The organism is Caballeronia sp. INML3B (assembly GCF_023631305.1).
Taxonomy (GTDB): Bacteria; Pseudomonadota; Gammaproteobacteria; order Burkholderiales; family Burkholderiaceae; genus Caballeronia; species Caballeronia turbans.
The window spans coordinates 84,819-98,892 of the sequence record NZ_JALQDI010000057.1 but is presented as its reverse complement, the minus strand read 5'-3'; the positions used below and the strand labels follow the sequence as shown (position 1 = coordinate 98,892).

Genomic DNA, 14,074 nt, shown 5'->3' with positions numbered 1-14,074 from the left:
TATTACAAGAATCACCCCGCCATCATGCCGCGCGCAAAATTTTTGAGGGGTGGTTGGGGGCGGGGCCCGGGGGCCCGGGAAAACCGCGCGGGCGGGGGGGGGGGGGCCCCCCCCCCCCCCCCCCCCTCGGAGCATCGGGGAGAAGGAAAATGAGCTACTTGACGATCATCGCCGCGGTCTGGGGAATTTGCGCGGTCTGCGCGGTGCTGTTCATCCGCGGCGCGGCGCAGCGCAATCATGAACCGCTGCGTGAGCAGCGCGACCGCGAGCCGGCGGCGCATGCGTCGAAGGATTTCAGCCGTCCGGTCTGACCCGGTGACTCCGGCGAGGCGCCCATGCGCCTCGCTGGAAAAACATCAGAAAGCAGTGCCCAGCCTTACTTGCCCGCGTCGATCGCCGCGACCGCCGCGCGCAAGCCCAGCAGATAGCTGTCCACGCCGAAGCCCGAAATCTGCCCCTTGGCGATTTCCGCAAATACCGATTTGTGGCGGAATTCTTCCCGCGCGTGCACGTGCGACATGTGCACTTCGATGACCGGTGCGCTCAGAATGGCGAGCGCATCGCGGATCGCGTAGCTGTAGTGGGTCCACGCGCCGGCGTTGATTACGATCGCATCGACCTTTTCCTCGAACGCGCGATGAATGCGCGAGCACATTTCGCCTTCGATATTCGTCTGGTAGCACTCCACGTCCACGCCCAGCTCCTTGCCCAGCGCGGCCATTTGCTCGTCGATTTGCGCGAGCGTCGCCGTGCCGTACTGTTTCGGGTCGCGCTTGCCGAACATGTTGAGGTTGACGCCGTGCAGCGTCAGGATCTTTGCCATGTGATTTCCTTGAACTGGATGGGGGAATTGAAGAGATTCAGGCGGTCTCGACGATCTCGCCGCTCGTGGCGGCGCGCGCGATGGCCTCGGTGATCCGCAGATTCTGCAGCCCGTCGCGCGCGCTGACAATAGGCTCGGCTTCCCCGCGCGCCACGCGCCCGAAATGTTCCATCTGACGCGCGAGCGGATCGTCGCGCTGCATTGGCACGATGCTTTCCTCGAACGGCTTCCACCATGAGCGCTCGCCCGCTGCGGCGTAGGACTTGAGACGCATCGTGGGGACGGAAAGCGAGCCGAAGGTGCCCGCGATCACGTAGCAGTCTTCATCGGGATAGGTCGAATATGCCTTGTTCTCCTGCGAGGTCTGCTCCCAGCTGCGCGGGGACGCGGCCGTGTCGGACAGCATGAACGTGCCGAGCGCGCCGCTCGCGAAGCGCAGATTGACCGCGACGGTATCCTCGACGGCAAAGCCGCGCGTCGCGTGCGAAGCGAATGCATGCACCGCGACGATCTCGCCGCACAGCATGCGCAGGTTGTGCACTTCGTGGATCATGTTCAGCAGGATCGGCCCGCCGCCCGGCTCGCGGCGCCACGGCGCACTCGCGTAATACTCGTCGGGCTTGAAGAACACCGCGCTGCCCATCACCGCGACGAGCTTCCCGAGCCGTCCTTCGTCGATCACCTGCTTCGCGCGCGCCATGATCGGGCTATGCGCGCGATGATGGCCGATCAGCACTTTCACGCCCGAGCGTTCGATTTCATCGACGAGCGCCTGCGCTTCTTTCACAGTCGGCGCGACAGGCTTTTCCAGCAACGTCGGCACGCCGGCCGCGAGGCAGATGCGCGCGTGCTCCACATGCAGCTGGTTCGGCGTGGCGAGCACGATGCCGTCCGGGCGATCCTTCGCGAGCAGTTCATCGAGCGTTCTGTAGAGCGGCACGCCCGCTTTCTCCGCGATGGCCGCCGCCGGCGCCGGATCGACGATGGCGCTAAGCGTGCACGTCGCGCTCGCCTGCGCGACGCCCATGTGCGCCTGGCCGATATAGCCTGCGCCGGCCACCGCGATGCGTGTTTTGGCTGAGTCAGTATTCACTTGAATTCACCGGGTCGATAAAAAATAGCGCGTGCGAGGACACGCGGACGGCGCGGGTTGCGCGCCGCCGTGAGAAAAACAATCGGGGAAATGAGGCTCAGGAAGCGCGCGCGTTCGCGACCGATTCCGCGCGCAAGCGCTCGTACTCGGACTTCTCGACCGGCCGTGCGTCCTGTTCGCCGAGCTGGCTGAGCGGAATGCGGTACGTCTCGCGCGCGCTCCAGGCGGCCACGGCGGCGATGATCGTGACCGCGAGCGTGATCGAGCCGATGATGAGCGGAATGTTCGTCGCTCCGGGCGGCGCGACGGTGGCGAAGAGCGCGGGCAGGAGCGCCGTGATCGTCGTGCCGACATTCTGCGCGATCGCCATCGCGGACACGCGGGTGCGCGTCGGGAAGAGCTCCGGGTAGAAGCTCGGGAAGATCGCGTTATAGCCCTGATAGACGATGCCCCACATCAGCAGCGACGCGGCGATCGCCAGGCCGACGCTGTGAATGCTGATCGCATAAAGATACAGATACGACAGCAGCCCCGACGCAATCGCACCGACGATGATCGGCGGCTTGCGCCCGATCTTGTCGGAGAGATTGCCGACGAACGGAATCACCAACACGGCGAGAATGTTGCCGACGACCGGAATCCACAGATACACGCTCTTGTGAAAGCCGACGCCGTAAGCCGGCTGCACCGCGTACGCCGCGCCGAAAATGGTCGCGACCACGGGAATCACGTTCATCAGCGCCATGCAGACGACGCGGATCATGTCGGCGAGGTTGTACTTGAAGGCATCGACGATCGGCGAGCGCGGCACCGCGCCCTTTTCGCCTTCCTTCTCGAACGCGGGCGTCTCGTGCACTTCGCGGCGGATGATGTAACCCGCGACCAGCACGATTGCCGAGAGCAGGAACGGAATACGCCAGCCCCACGAGTTGAACGAATCCTCGGGCATGAAGTACGCGAGCGGCAGGAACACGGCGGCGGCGAGAATCTGGCCGGCCTGCACGCCCTGCAGCGTGAAGCTCGCGAAGTAGCCGCGCCGCCCGAACGGCGAGTGTTCGAGAATCATCGAACTCGCGCCTGAGATTTCACCCGCGACCGCGAAGCCCTGGACGAGCCGCAGAATCACGAGCAGCGCCGGCGCGAGCATGCCGACGCTGTGATACGTCGGCAACAGGCCGACGGCCATCGTCGAGAAGCCCATGAGGAACATGCACAGCACGAGCACGGTCTTGCGGCCGTGCGTGTCGCCGTAGTGGCCGAGCACGAACGCGCCGATCGGCCGCGCGACATAGCCCACGCCGTAGGTTGCGAGCGACGCGACGATCGCCACTTTCGGATTTCCCGACGGAAAGAAAAGCTGCGGGAAGATCAGCGCTGCGGCTTGCGCGTAGATAAAGAAGTCGTAGTACTCGAGCGCCGAGCCTATCCACCCGCTCGCGGTGGCTTTCTTCGTCTGCTTCCGGTGCTCGGCGTGCGACTCGCCTGGCGCGCCGGGAGGAAGAGAGTTCGTGTCCATGACGTCTCCATTTATGTTTCGCACGACGGTTTCTGTGGCCATCTTTACGACGACGCTGCGCTTTCGTTCTTCATCGACGACGCCCGCGCAAGGGGCGCGCGCGGACGTTCGTCCATCATCGCCTCTGAATCGAAAGCTTTCGATGAGGCAAAACCCGCGCGCCGGCGTCTGACTGCAAGGATTGAGCGCAAGATTACTATGTCCGCCGGCTAGCATAATCCAGCGCGGAGGAAAGTCAGAATGCGCTCCGGGCGAATAATCGGCGGCGCCGCGCATGCGCAGCGTCGAGCCCGTGCCTAAAGTATGTGCACACGCGGCCGTATACACGAGTACCGGCGGCGACGGCATCGCCGCCCGCGGTTTTTCGTCCTCTCGCTGGCCCCGGTCTTCCGTATGTCAGGCAATCCGTCCTTGATCGATTCGATTCTGGCCACGCCGGCGACAGAGAACGGGCGCATCACGACCGCCATTCGCGCGTCGCTGCTGTCGACACTCGTCGAGGACGTCCGCCCGCTTCTGCTGTCCGGCATTTCCAGCGCCTTCGTCGCGATGATCGCGCTCGGCCGTCAACAGGCGGTCTGGGCGATGCTCTGGGTCGCCGCCGACGCGCTCCTGCTCGCCGTGCGCCTGTCGATCGTGTGCCGCTACCGTGCGCTGAGCCGCCCGGTCGCGCCGCATCCCGGCCCGTGGGCGGGGCGCTACGCACCGTTCGCGCTCGCGACGTGTCTCGTGTCCGGCCTCGGCGCGATGGCCTGCGTGATTTCCGGCGACGCCGTGCTCGCCTCCCTCGCGATCATGGTGACGGCGGGCCTGCTCGGCGGCATTGCGTCGCGCAACGCGGGCACGCCGCATCTGGCGATCGCGCAGGTGTGCCTCGGCGCGCTGCCGATCGGCGTCGGCGGCCTGTTCGGGCCGGCCGGCTACTGGATTCTCCTGCCGCCGCTCTTTCTTTATATCGGCGCGATGTGCGCGGTCGTGCAGCGCCACTACTCCGGCCTCGTCGCGCTGATGACCGCCGAGCAGGGCCATGCCGAAATCGCCGCGCGCTTCGACGCGGCGCTCGCGCATATGCCGCACGGTCTGTGCACCGTGGATGCGTCGGGCAAGGTGGTGATCGCGAATCGCAAGGCGGCGGAGCTGTTCGGCGCGACCGTCGAAATGCTGCGGCTGAACGTGTCCTTGCCCGAGTTCATCGGCTACGTGGGCGTGGCGAAGTTCGGCGAGACGCTGCGCGCACAGTTCTCCGAGCGCTGCGCGCAATGGCTCGAGGCGGGCAAGCTGCCGCTCGATCTGCCGCTGCGCGACGGCCGGCTTCTGGAGCTGAGCCGCAACCCGGTGCCGGACGGCAGCGCGGTGATCATCATCGAGGACGTGACGGAGCGCCGCAAGGCCGAGGCGAAGATCCTGCACTGGGCGCATCACGATTCGCTCACGGGCCTGCCGAACCGGCGCTATCTCGGCGATCATGCCGAGCGTCTGATGGCGGGCGGCGCCGGCCGCGAAAAGGTGATGGTGATGTACGTCGATCTCGACGGCTTCAAACGCATCAACGACACGCACGGCCATAACGCGGGCGACGACCTGCTGAAGCTCGTCGCCGATCGCCTGCGCAACGCGATGCGCCGCGGCGAGCTGGCCGCGCGTCTGGGCGGCGACGAATTCGCGATCGTCGCGACGTACATCGCGGATGCGTCGAACACCGCTTTCGCGCGCAAGATCATCCGCGAACTGTCCGCGCCCTACGCGCTCTCGTGCGGGCTGACGGTGCGCGTGGGCGTGAGCGTCGGCATCGCGCTCGCCCGTCCGGGCGAAGTGTTCGAAAGCGCGTTGAAGCGGGCCGATGCTGCGCTCTATGAAGCGAAATCGGAAGAGCGCGGCGGATTTCGGTTTTCCGGCCGCGACGGCGATGCGGTGGCCAACGACGAGCAGGCCGTCGCCGCGCTGGGCGAGCGCGGCCGCGCGTGGTAGCGCATCACACGTTGGTATGAACGCGCCGAGCCCTTCGTAGAATGGCCGGCGCGCGTGCGCTTCTCTAAGCTGACGTCATGGTCACGCACTGGGAGCGCATCATGGCCGATACATCGACACGCAGGCTGTTATCGGGCTGCGCCGCCGTGCTGGCGTTCGGCACGTGGTATTCGCTGAACGCGCCGCATGACTGGAGCGCGCTCCCTCGCGCCGGTTGCGACACGGAGTTGCCGCTGGAGCGGATCGCGCTCGACGAAGAAGCGGCACCGGCGATCAAAACGCCGCTGCGATAACCGCGCTCACGGCCGTTGCGCCCGCGACGGCGTCGATGCGCCCTGCGGCATCTTCACGCCGAGCGCTTCGGCCTTCAGCACGAGATCGGCGAGCGAGCGCGCCGCCATCTTCTTCATCGCCTGGCCGCGATGAATCTTCACCGTGATCTCGCTCAGGTTCATCTCCGCCGCGATCTGCTTGTTCATCAGACCCGACACGACGAACGCCATGACCTCGCGCTCGCGCGGCGTTAGCGATTCGTACGAGCGGCGCAGGTCCGCGACGGAGCGGCTCGCCGCGCGCCGTTCCTCGTCGGCTTCCAGCGCCTGCGCGACGGCATCGAGCATGTCCTGATCGCGGAACGGCTTCGCGAGAAAATCCCGGGCGCCCGCCTTCATCGCCTTCACGGTCATCGCGATGTCGCCGTGCGCCGTCATGAATACGATCGGCAAGCCGACCTGGCTCGCGGCCATCTGCTCCTGCACGGCGAGCCCGCTCTGCCCTTTCAGCCGCACGTCGAGGATCAGGCAACTGGGCACCTCGGGCATGTCATACGCAAGGAACTCGTGCGCGGACGCGAACGTCATCACGTTCAGGCCGACCGAGCGCAGCAGCATGCGAAGCGCGTCGCGCATCGATTCGTCGTCGTCGACCACGTAGACCATCGCGGCGTTCGTTTTCGCGTCCGCGCCCTTGTCAATGCTCATCGTCTCCCCCCTGGTTTTCGGGCAGCACGAAGCGCAAGCGCGCGCCGCCTTCATCGGGCGACTCCGCCCATATCCTGCCGCCGTGCGCCTCGATGATCGAACGGCAAATCGACAAACCCATGCCCATGCCTTCGGCCTTCGTCGTGAAAAACGCGTCGAAAAGACGGCGCGCGCTGTCGACGCTGATGCCCGTGCCGGAATCCTGCACGGTGATCTGCGCGTAGCCTTCGTCGCTCGGGCTCGCGCCCGTCGCGACACGCAGCACGCGCGGCCCGTTCACGCCGGACATCGCCTGCGCGGCGTTCATCATCAAGTTGATGAGCACCTGCTGCAACTGCACGCGATCGCACCGCACGGTAGGCGAAGGCGTCGCGAGCTCCGTTTGCACTTCCACGCGATGACGTCCGAGCTCGCGCCGCACGAGTTCGATCGTCTCCCCGACGATCTCGTTCACGTCCAGCGTCGCGGGCTGGCTGTCGCGCTTTCTCGCCATCGCGCGAATGCGTGCGATGACCTCGCTCGCGCGCCTCGCGTCGCGAATCATCTGCGTGATCGATTGCTGCGCTTCCGCGATTTCGGGTTGCGCGCGGTTGAGCCAGCGCAGGCCGGCATCGCCGCTCGTGACGATCGCGGCCATCGGCTGCGTGACTTCGTGCGCAATGGACGCCGCCAGTTCGCCCAGCATCGTCACGCGCGTGACGTGCGCGAGTTCGGCGGTCGAACGCGCGAGCGCTTCCTGGGCGAGCTTGGTGTCGGTGACGTCCATCAGCGCGCCGACGTATTCGTCGCCATCCGCTTCGGTCGATGCGCGATGGGCGACGAAATGCACATGCTTGACCGACCCGTCCGGCAACAGAAGCCGATGCTCCACGTCGATGTCGCACACGCCGCCGATCGCGGCTTCATGCGCGCCGCGCACGATCCCGATGTCGTCGGGATGCGTGCGCGCGAGAATCGCTTCGACGGACGGCTCGACATCGCGCGGGTAATCGAAGATGCGGTACGCCTCGTCGGACCACCACATCGTGCCGGCGGGCAGGCGCGTCGCGATGCTGCCGGTGCGCGAAAGACGCTGCGCGTCGAGCAGAAACGCCTCGCTGCGCTTGAGCGCATCGCGCTGGCGCTGCAATTCCGCTTCCATGCGCTTGCGCTGCGTGATGTCGTTGCTCGTCGCAAGCACGGCGCACGGCAGGCCTTTCGCGTCGCGCAGCAACGCGGCCCGGCTCGCGATCACGATCTCGCTGCCGTCGTGCCGCACGCGCGTGATCTCGCCGTCCCATCGCCCCGAGCGCAGCAGTTCCGCTCGAATCTGCGCGTGCGGCACGGGCGAGTTCGACTGTGTCATGCTATGAATCGGCTGGCCGATCGCCTGTTGCGCCGAGTAGCCGTATAGCACTTCGGCGCCGCGATTCCAGAAGGTGATTCGCTCGTTCATGTCGTGCGCGACGATCGCGTCGTGCGCAAGATTGAGCAGTTCGAGCTGCTCCTGCATCTTGGTCGTCGTGGCCAGATTGCGCAGCGACAGAATGGCGGTCGTGCCGATCGCGAGCAGGCTCACCGCGCAGCGCGCGAGCGCGCCGCCCGACACGTTTTCGTCGTGCGAGAGAACGAAGCCGACGAGCGTCAGCACGACGCAACCCCACGCCGTCGTGACGGTCGCGGTGCGATTGCCCGTCGATGCGACGAGCAGCACGACGACGACATACAGCACCGCGATGGCGATATCGAGTGGTGTGAGCGCGTCGATCAGAAAGACGACGAGCGCAATGGCCGCCGCTAGGATCGACACGATGCGGGTATCGTGACGCACCGCGCGCGGCGCGCTCTGGAATGTCTCCATCACGGCCGGTCGGACGCCGGCGAATGGAAACGAACGACGAACGAGACAGGCGGCATGGTCATTGAGCGTTCGAGAAGCGTTCGTTGAAAACATCGCGGCCTGCGCGCGGCAGACAGAACCATGCGCGCCAGCCGGATGACGCCATGAATTCTATTCCTTCCAAAAACCTTGCTTGATGCGTTCCAGGCAATCGGCGACGACGGTTCCATCGACGGGCTTGCTGAGAAAACACACCGCGCCGCCGTCGAGCGCCTGACGGCGCGCGGCATCGGACGCGAACGCGGTGATGAACATGATCGGCACGCCCGCTTTCAGTTCGCGCAGGCGCTGCTGAAGTTGAAGGCCGGACATGCCGGGCATGTTGAGATCGGTGATGATGCACGCGAGGCCCTCGAGTGGATCGGCGTCGAGGAACGACTCCGCCGACGGATACAGGCTGACCTCCCAGCCGAGCGAGCGCAACAGGCTGGAGGAGGCGACGCGGACGGATTCGTCATCGTCGATCACGGAAACTCTGGAAGGCGATTGCAAGGGCGTTGTCCTGGACCGTGCGTGAATATCGGCGGGCATGGGACGGGTCCACCGCCTCGATGGAACTCATCTTACGCACGCGGCAACGGCCGCGAAATCATATGTACGTATAGCTTGAGGCCTCCGCTTTCATCCAGGCATTCGTCGGACGATACCGGCGCGCAGGGCGTGTCGAGCGCGTTACGCGCGAACCCCGTATAGTCCCGTTCTGCCACTCCGGGAACCCACATGTCGACTCCAACATCGAGCGCGCTCGACGGCGGCAAGCACGTCGAGCTCACGCGCGGACTGATCGCGCTCTTCGCGTTCTGCTGCGGCGCGATCGTCGCGAACCTGTACTATGCGCAGCCGATCACCGAGCTGATCGCGCCCGATCTGCACATGGCGGGCGGCACGGCGAGCCTGATCGTGTCGCTTACGCAGATAGGCTATGCGCTCGGTCTGTTTTTCATCGTGCCGCTCGGCGATCTGCTCGAAAACCGCAAGCTCATGATCGCGACCGCGCTCGTGTCGATCGCGAGCCTCACGGCGGCCACGTTCACGCACACGCCCGGCTGGTTTCTCGTGATCTCGCTCTTGATCGGCTTTTCGTCGGTGGCGGTGCAGATCTTGATTCCGCTCGCGGCGCATCTCGCGCCGGACGAATCGCGCGGCAAGGTGGTCGGCACCATCATGAGCGGACTGTTGCTCGGCATTCTGCTGTCGCGGCCGATATCGAGCCTCGTCGCGGGCCACTTCGGCTGGCGCGCGATGTTCGGCGCGGCCGCCGTGCTGATGATCGGCATCACGACCGTGCTCGCGCTGACGATCCCGCGCCGCCAGCCGAGCCATCAGGCGACGTACTTCGAATTGATCGGCTCGCTCGGCCACCTCGTGCGCACGATGCCGGTGCTGCGTCATCGCTCGCTGTATCAGGCGCTGATGTTCGCGTCGTTCAGCCTCTTCTGGACCGGCATTCCTGTCGAACTGACGCGGCACTACGGGCTCACGCAGACGGCTATCGGCATCTTCGCGCTCATCGGCGCGACGGGTGCGACGTCCGCGCCCATCGCCGGGCGTCTCGCGGACGCGGGCCACACGGTGCGCGCGACCTTCATCGCGCTGATTCTCGCGGCGCTCGCGTATCTGCCGATCGTGATACATCCGGCATGGGGCATCGGCGCGCTCGTCGTGACGGGCATCGTGCTCGATTTCGCCGTGCAGATGAACATGGTGCTCGGCCAGCGTGAAATCTACGCGCTGCACGCCGCGAGCCGCAACCGCCTGAACGCCATATACATGACGAGCATCTTCGTGGGCGGTGCTTTCGGCTCGGCGTTCGCAAGCCCGCTGTACGAGCGCGGCGGCTGGATGCTCGTCGCGACCGTCGCCACGGTGTTTCCGCTCATCGCGCTGGCGCATTTCATCCTGATCGGCCGGCGTCATTCGGCCCGAACCTATACACAAGGATAGGCGGCCCTGTATCCACGGCTGATGGCGCGAAGCGCTTCGCGAACGTATCTTCATTCCATCGTTGACATGATCGGAATCGGAGGCGAAGCGGATATGGACAAGCTCTTCAGCATTCGGGTGTTCTCACGCGTCGCCGAAACCGGCAGCTTCAGCGGCGTCGCGAAAGATATGGATTGCAGCGTGGGCATCGTGTCGCGGGCAATCGCCTCGCTCGAAGACGGCCTGCACACGCGGCTCCTGCAGCGCACGACGCGCCGCGTGTCGCTCACCGACAGCGGCGAGCGCTACTACCGCAAATGCAGGAAGATCCTCGCCGACATCGACGCCGCCGACGCCGAAGCGAGCGATGCCGCCATGATCCCGCGCGGCCGCCTGCGCGTGCACGCGGCGCCCGATCTGGGCCTCGCGCAGTTGATGTCGACGATCGTCGAATACCGGCGCGCGCATCCGCAAGTGACGGTCGATCTGAAGCTGCTGGCGGGCATGCCGGACCTCGTGCAGGAACAATTCGACGTATCGGTGCTGTCGGCCGCCTCGCTGCCCGATTCGGGCAACGCGTACCGCATCGTCGGGCGCTTTCAGCGTGTGCTGGTCGCGGCGCCGGCGTATCTCGGGCGACACGCGGTGGAGTCCATCTCCGATCTGCCGATGCACGCGCTTACGCGCATCAACGCGCCGTTCGCGCATCCGTGCGACTGGCATGCGGAACTCGCCTCCGGGGTCACCGCCAGCATCGACCAGATCGTGGTCAACGACGCCGGGGCGATTCGCGTCGCGCTTCTGGCAGGCGCGGGCGTCGGCGCGATGCCGCATTACTTCGTCGCCGACGACATCAGGGACGGCCGGCTCGTGCGCCTCTTTCCCGACTATCCGCTGATGAGCGCGAGCGTATATGCGGTGTATCCGTCGCGTCAGCACGTGGACGCGAAGATCAGGACGTTCGTGGATTTTCTGGCGACGTCGCTGAAGGACAAGTTCGATGCGGCGCCGTCGGCAAGCGCGCCGCATGTCATGGCTCAGGAAGTCATGGCTTAGGAATGCGGATGCGGCTGATCATCAACGAGCCGGAAATCGCGTAGATCAGCACGAGCGGATGCAGCGTGAAACCGCCGACGCGCCACGTGCCGAGCCACATGCTCTCGCCGATCGCGCCGGACCATGCGCCGATGGTCAGCAGCAGCACGATCACGAAGGACGTGGGAATCGGTGTGCCTTCGAAATGGGTGACCTTGCCGCCGCCGCCCGACATCTCTTCGGTCGTCACGTTGTAGCGCGCGAGACGCGACACGCCGCACGCGACGAAGTACGCCAGAACGATGCGGTCGTACAGCCCGCGCATGCCGAAGCCATAGCCGATGATCGCCGGCGCGACGCCGAAGGAGATCACATCGGCGAGCGAATCCAGTTCCTTGCCGAGCAGCGACGCCTTCTGACGCCAGCGCGCGATGCGGCCATCGAGCACGTCGAAGACGAGCGCGGCGAACACGAGCGCGCAGGCGAGATAGATATGCAGCACGTCGGAATCGTCGAGATAGGACATCGACGAGAACAGCGCGCCCGTGCCGCACACCGCGTTACCCAGCGTGAACCAGTCGGCCAGGTGGAAATCGCGGATCATCGAGAATCGTTTCATTCGTTTCTGTCTTCGTGACGTTCGGCGGCACCGACGACCAGCGCCGCAAGGCTGTCAAGTCTATCATCGCGCCCTCTTTGCAAAGCACTCCGCATGCCCGCAAACCTGTACGCGAACGTACAGGTTTGCGTTATACTGCGGCATCGATCTGCCCCTCCGGTGCCGTCATGTCCGCGACCAAGCCCGCGCTCCTCACCATCCGCGACGCCGCCGTGCGCCTGCAAGTCACGCCGCGCACGCTCAAGTATTACGAAGAGCGTGGCCTCGTCACGCCCTCACGCAGCGAAGGCCGGTACCGGCTCTACAGCGAGCAGGACCTGGAACTGTTCGCGCGCATCCTGCGGCTGCGTTCGCTCGGATTCTCGCTGCAGGGCATCGTCGAGATGCTGAAACGGCCGATGGAAACGCAAGGCGAAGGCCGTACCGGCTATTCGGCTTCGTCGCTGCGGGAGATCGAGCAGGCGCTGTCGCAGCAGATCGAATCGGTCGATGCGCGCATCGCCGCCGTGCGCCGCGAACTGAAGGAAGCGCAGGCGGTGCGCAGCGAACTCGCCAGCGACCTCGATTATTTGCGGCGCAGAATCGCGGGCGAAAGCAAGGAAGTGCTGCTGGAAGAACGCCTGGCCGCGCGCAAGCGGCGCAAGACGCAGCGCGCCGAGGATGCGGGCGAATGACGCAAGCGCCATATCGGCAGACAAAGCCGGTCGCGGAACGTTTTCCCGGCGATCTGTTTGCGTGGGCTATCGCGCTCGCCACCGGGCTCGACTACTTCGACAACTCGGTCTTTTCATTCTTCACGAGCTATATCGCGGGCGGCGTCAATGCATCGTCCGATGAACTCGTGTGGGCGTCGAGCGCGTATGCGGTAGCGTCCGTGCTCGGCATCCTGCAGCAGCAATGGTGGATCGAACGGCTCGGCAATCGGCGCTATATCGCGGGATGCCTGTTTCTGTTCGCGGCGGGTGCGGTGGCGGCGACGCTATCCGAATCGGCCATCGAGCTGGCGCTCGCGCGCGGCTTTCAGGGCTACTTCATCGGCCCGATGATGAGCGCCGCGCGCATCCTCATTCAGACGCGCTTTACGCAAGAGACGCGCCCCGCCGCGACGCGCCGCTTTCTCAACATGATCCTGCTCGGCACTGCGCTCGCTCCCTTGTGCGGCGGCTATCTGGTCGCATCGCTCGGCTGGCGCGCGCTCTTCTCGTGCACCGCGTTCGCGGGCGTCGCGCTCGGCATGCTGGCGTTCGTCGCGGTGCCGTCCACGGGCCGCGTACATCCCGAGGCGCGCGGCGAAGCGCACTTCTGGCCGTACATCATCTTCGCGTTTGCGCAGGGCGCGCTGCAGATCGTCATGCAGCAAGTGCGTTTCGAGCTTTTCAGCACGTCGCCCGAGCTCATCGTGCTGACTGTTGCCGGGCTGCTGTCGCTCGGCTGGTTCATATGGCATCAGTGGCATCATCCGAAGCCGCTGTTGCGGCTGCATGCGCTGCGTGAAAAGACGTTTCAGGTGGGCATCGTGCTGTACATCGCGTTCTATTACATCAACAACGCGATGAGCTTTCTGGTGTCGCGCCTGCTCGAAGGCGGGCTCGGCTATCCGGTCGAAAACGCGGGGCGGCTCGTCGGCTTCACGTCGATGGTCTCGCTCGGCATGGCCGTCGTCTATTTCCGCTACGCGTCGCGCATCAGGCACAAGAAGTGGATGATCATGGCCGGCTTTCTGCTGGCCGCGTTCATCGGCACATGGATGATCGGCTTGCCGCCCGACGTGAGCATGCCATGGCTCATCGCGCCGATGGTCCTGCGCGGCATGCTGCTGCTCTTCATCGCGCTGCCGGTCGCGAACCTGACATTCCGTGTGTTCGCGGTCGAGGAGTACAGCCACGGTTATCGTTTCAAGAACATCGTCAAGCAACTGACGTATTCGTTCTCGACGGCGACCATCATCATTCTCGAACAGCATCGCGTCGCGCTGCATCAGACGCGGCTCGTAGAAACGGTCAACCCGTATGACCCGACGTTTCAGGGCGTATATCAGAGCCTGCTCGGCGCGTTCGAGCGCATGGGCCACAGCGCATCCGAAGCGAAGAGCCTCGCGCTCGTCGAGATCGGCCGCATCGTCACGCAGCAGGCGAACTTCCTCAGTTCGCTGGATGGCTTCTATTACATCATCGGCGTCGCACTGTGCGCGAGCGTGATCGCCGCATGGCAGAAGCGAATCGACTGATCCGTCTCAGA

Annotated in this window: 14 protein-coding genes; 7 read left to right on the top strand and 7 right to left on the bottom strand. The window is 65.2% G+C overall.

Annotation, left to right across the window (positions count from 1 at the left end):
• The first annotated feature begins 149 nt into the window (after positions 1-149).
• On the top strand, positions 150-311 hold the full coding sequence (locus NCS58_RS25515) for a hypothetical protein (RefSeq protein ID WP_250538905.1): 162 nt from the start codon (positions 150-152) through the stop codon (positions 309-311).
• A gap of 65 nt (positions 312-376) precedes the next feature.
• On the opposite strand, the gene aroQ is transcribed toward NCS58_RS25515, so the two are convergent.
• The 3 genes from aroQ to NCS58_RS25500 all read right to left on the bottom strand — a co-directional run bounded on the left by aroQ (position 377) and on the right by NCS58_RS25500 (position 3,432).
• On the bottom strand, positions 377-823 hold the full coding sequence (gene aroQ, locus NCS58_RS25510) for a type II 3-dehydroquinate dehydratase (RefSeq protein ID WP_061116203.1): 447 nt from the start codon (positions 821-823) through the stop codon (positions 377-379).
• Between the two features lie 37 nt (positions 824-860).
• Positions 861-1,916 (bottom strand): Gfo/Idh/MocA family oxidoreductase, encoded by a 1,056-nt coding sequence (locus NCS58_RS25505; RefSeq protein WP_311394677.1) that lies wholly within the window; start codon positions 1,914-1,916, stop codon positions 861-863.
• A gap of 97 nt (positions 1,917-2,013) precedes the next feature.
• Positions 2,014-3,432, bottom strand: coding sequence for an MFS transporter (locus tag NCS58_RS25500; RefSeq protein WP_061116202.1), 1,419 nt, complete (start codon positions 3,430-3,432; stop codon positions 2,014-2,016).
• Positions 3,433-3,825: 393 nt separating this feature from the next.
• On the opposite strand from NCS58_RS25500, the gene NCS58_RS25495 reads away from it, so the two are divergent.
• Positions 3,826-5,400: a sensor domain-containing diguanylate cyclase gene (locus NCS58_RS25495; protein ID WP_086960695.1), complete on the top strand. Its 1,575-nt coding sequence runs from the start codon at positions 3,826-3,828 to the stop codon at positions 5,398-5,400.
• A gap of 77 nt (positions 5,401-5,477) precedes the next feature.
• Complete coding sequence (locus tag NCS58_RS25490) at positions 5,478-5,693, top strand: hypothetical protein (RefSeq protein ID WP_061116201.1); 216 nt, start codon at positions 5,478-5,480, stop codon at positions 5,691-5,693.
• A gap of 6 nt (positions 5,694-5,699) precedes the next feature.
• On the opposite strand, the gene NCS58_RS25485 is transcribed toward NCS58_RS25490, so the two are convergent.
• From NCS58_RS25485 to NCS58_RS25475, 3 genes are all read right to left on the bottom strand, one after another.
• Positions 5,700-6,380, bottom strand: coding sequence for a response regulator transcription factor (locus NCS58_RS25485; protein ID WP_061116200.1), 681 nt, complete (start codon positions 6,378-6,380; stop codon positions 5,700-5,702).
• On the bottom strand, positions 6,370-8,220 hold the full coding sequence (locus NCS58_RS25480) for an ATP-binding protein (RefSeq protein WP_061116199.1): 1,851 nt from the start codon (positions 8,218-8,220) through the stop codon (positions 6,370-6,372). Before NCS58_RS25480 ends, NCS58_RS25485 begins: the two co-directional genes overlap by 11 nt.
• A gap of 150 nt (positions 8,221-8,370) precedes the next feature.
• Complete coding sequence (locus NCS58_RS25475; protein ID WP_250477777.1) at positions 8,371-8,751, bottom strand: response regulator transcription factor; 381 nt, start codon at positions 8,749-8,751, stop codon at positions 8,371-8,373.
• Between the two features lie 228 nt (positions 8,752-8,979).
• On the opposite strand from NCS58_RS25475, the gene NCS58_RS25470 reads away from it, so the two are divergent.
• Together NCS58_RS25470 and NCS58_RS25465 are read left to right on the top strand one after the other, a co-directional pair.
• Complete coding sequence (locus NCS58_RS25470) at positions 8,980-10,203, top strand: MFS transporter (protein ID WP_061116197.1); 1,224 nt, start codon at positions 8,980-8,982, stop codon at positions 10,201-10,203.
• 66 nt (positions 10,204-10,269) lie between these two features.
• On the top strand, positions 10,270-11,238 hold the full coding sequence (locus NCS58_RS25465) for a LysR family transcriptional regulator (protein ID WP_250477776.1): 969 nt from the start codon (positions 10,270-10,272) through the stop codon (positions 11,236-11,238).
• On the opposite strand, the gene pssA is transcribed toward NCS58_RS25465, so the two are convergent.
• Positions 11,228-11,836 carry a CDP-diacylglycerol--serine O-phosphatidyltransferase gene (pssA, locus tag NCS58_RS25460; RefSeq protein ID WP_061116196.1) on the bottom strand — a complete coding sequence of 203 codons (609 nt, stop codon included), beginning with the start codon at positions 11,834-11,836 and terminating at the stop codon, positions 11,228-11,230. The genes NCS58_RS25465 and pssA overlap by 11 nt on opposite strands.
• Positions 11,837-12,003: 167 nt before the next feature.
• Between pssA and NCS58_RS25455 the strand changes: the two genes are divergently transcribed.
• Together NCS58_RS25455 and NCS58_RS25450 are read left to right on the top strand one after the other, a co-directional pair.
• Positions 12,004-12,510, top strand: a complete 507-nt coding sequence (locus NCS58_RS25455; protein ID WP_061116195.1) for a MerR family transcriptional regulator — start codon at positions 12,004-12,006, stop codon at positions 12,508-12,510.
• The gene (locus NCS58_RS25450) at positions 12,507-14,063 is read left to right on the top strand and encodes an MFS transporter (protein ID WP_061116194.1); all 1,557 of its coding nucleotides are present in this window, start codon (positions 12,507-12,509) and stop codon (positions 14,061-14,063) included. The genes NCS58_RS25455 and NCS58_RS25450 overlap by 4 nt, the downstream gene beginning before the upstream one ends.
• Positions 14,064-14,074: the final 11 nt, after the last annotated feature.

What these genes read in the sequence shown, in the direction of transcription:
- NCS58_RS25455 (WP_061116195.1), top strand. Translation starts at nt 12,004, where the DNA reads ATGTCCGCGACCAAGCCCGCGCTCCTCACCATCCGCGACGCCGCCGTG.
- NCS58_RS25465 (WP_250477776.1), top strand. Translation starts at nt 10,270, where the DNA reads ATGATCGGAATCGGAGGCGAAGCGGATATGGACAAGCTCTTCAGCATT.
- pssA (WP_061116196.1), bottom strand. Translation starts at nt 11,836, where the DNA reads ATGAAACGATTCTCGATGATCCGCGATTTCCACCTGGCCGACTGGTTC.
- NCS58_RS25480 (WP_061116199.1), bottom strand. Translation starts at nt 8,220, where the DNA reads ATGGAGACATTCCAGAGCGCGCCGCGCGCGGTGCGTCACGATACCCGC.
- NCS58_RS25500 (WP_061116202.1), bottom strand. Translation starts at nt 3,432, where the DNA reads ATGGACACGAACTCTCTTCCTCCCGGCGCGCCAGGCGAGTCGCACGCC.
- NCS58_RS25495 (WP_086960695.1), top strand. Translation starts at nt 3,826, where the DNA reads ATGTCAGGCAATCCGTCCTTGATCGATTCGATTCTGGCCACGCCGGCG.
- NCS58_RS25470 (WP_061116197.1), top strand. Translation starts at nt 8,980, where the DNA reads ATGTCGACTCCAACATCGAGCGCGCTCGACGGCGGCAAGCACGTCGAG.
- NCS58_RS25485 (WP_061116200.1), bottom strand. Translation starts at nt 6,380, where the DNA reads ATGAGCATTGACAAGGGCGCGGACGCGAAAACGAACGCCGCGATGGTC.
- aroQ (WP_061116203.1), bottom strand. Translation starts at nt 823, where the DNA reads ATGGCAAAGATCCTGACGCTGCACGGCGTCAACCTCAACATGTTCGGC.
- NCS58_RS25450 (WP_061116194.1), top strand. Translation starts at nt 12,507, where the DNA reads ATGACGCAAGCGCCATATCGGCAGACAAAGCCGGTCGCGGAACGTTTT.
- NCS58_RS25515 (WP_250538905.1), top strand. Translation starts at nt 150, where the DNA reads ATGAGCTACTTGACGATCATCGCCGCGGTCTGGGGAATTTGCGCGGTC.
- NCS58_RS25490 (WP_061116201.1), top strand. Translation starts at nt 5,478, where the DNA reads ATGGTCACGCACTGGGAGCGCATCATGGCCGATACATCGACACGCAGG.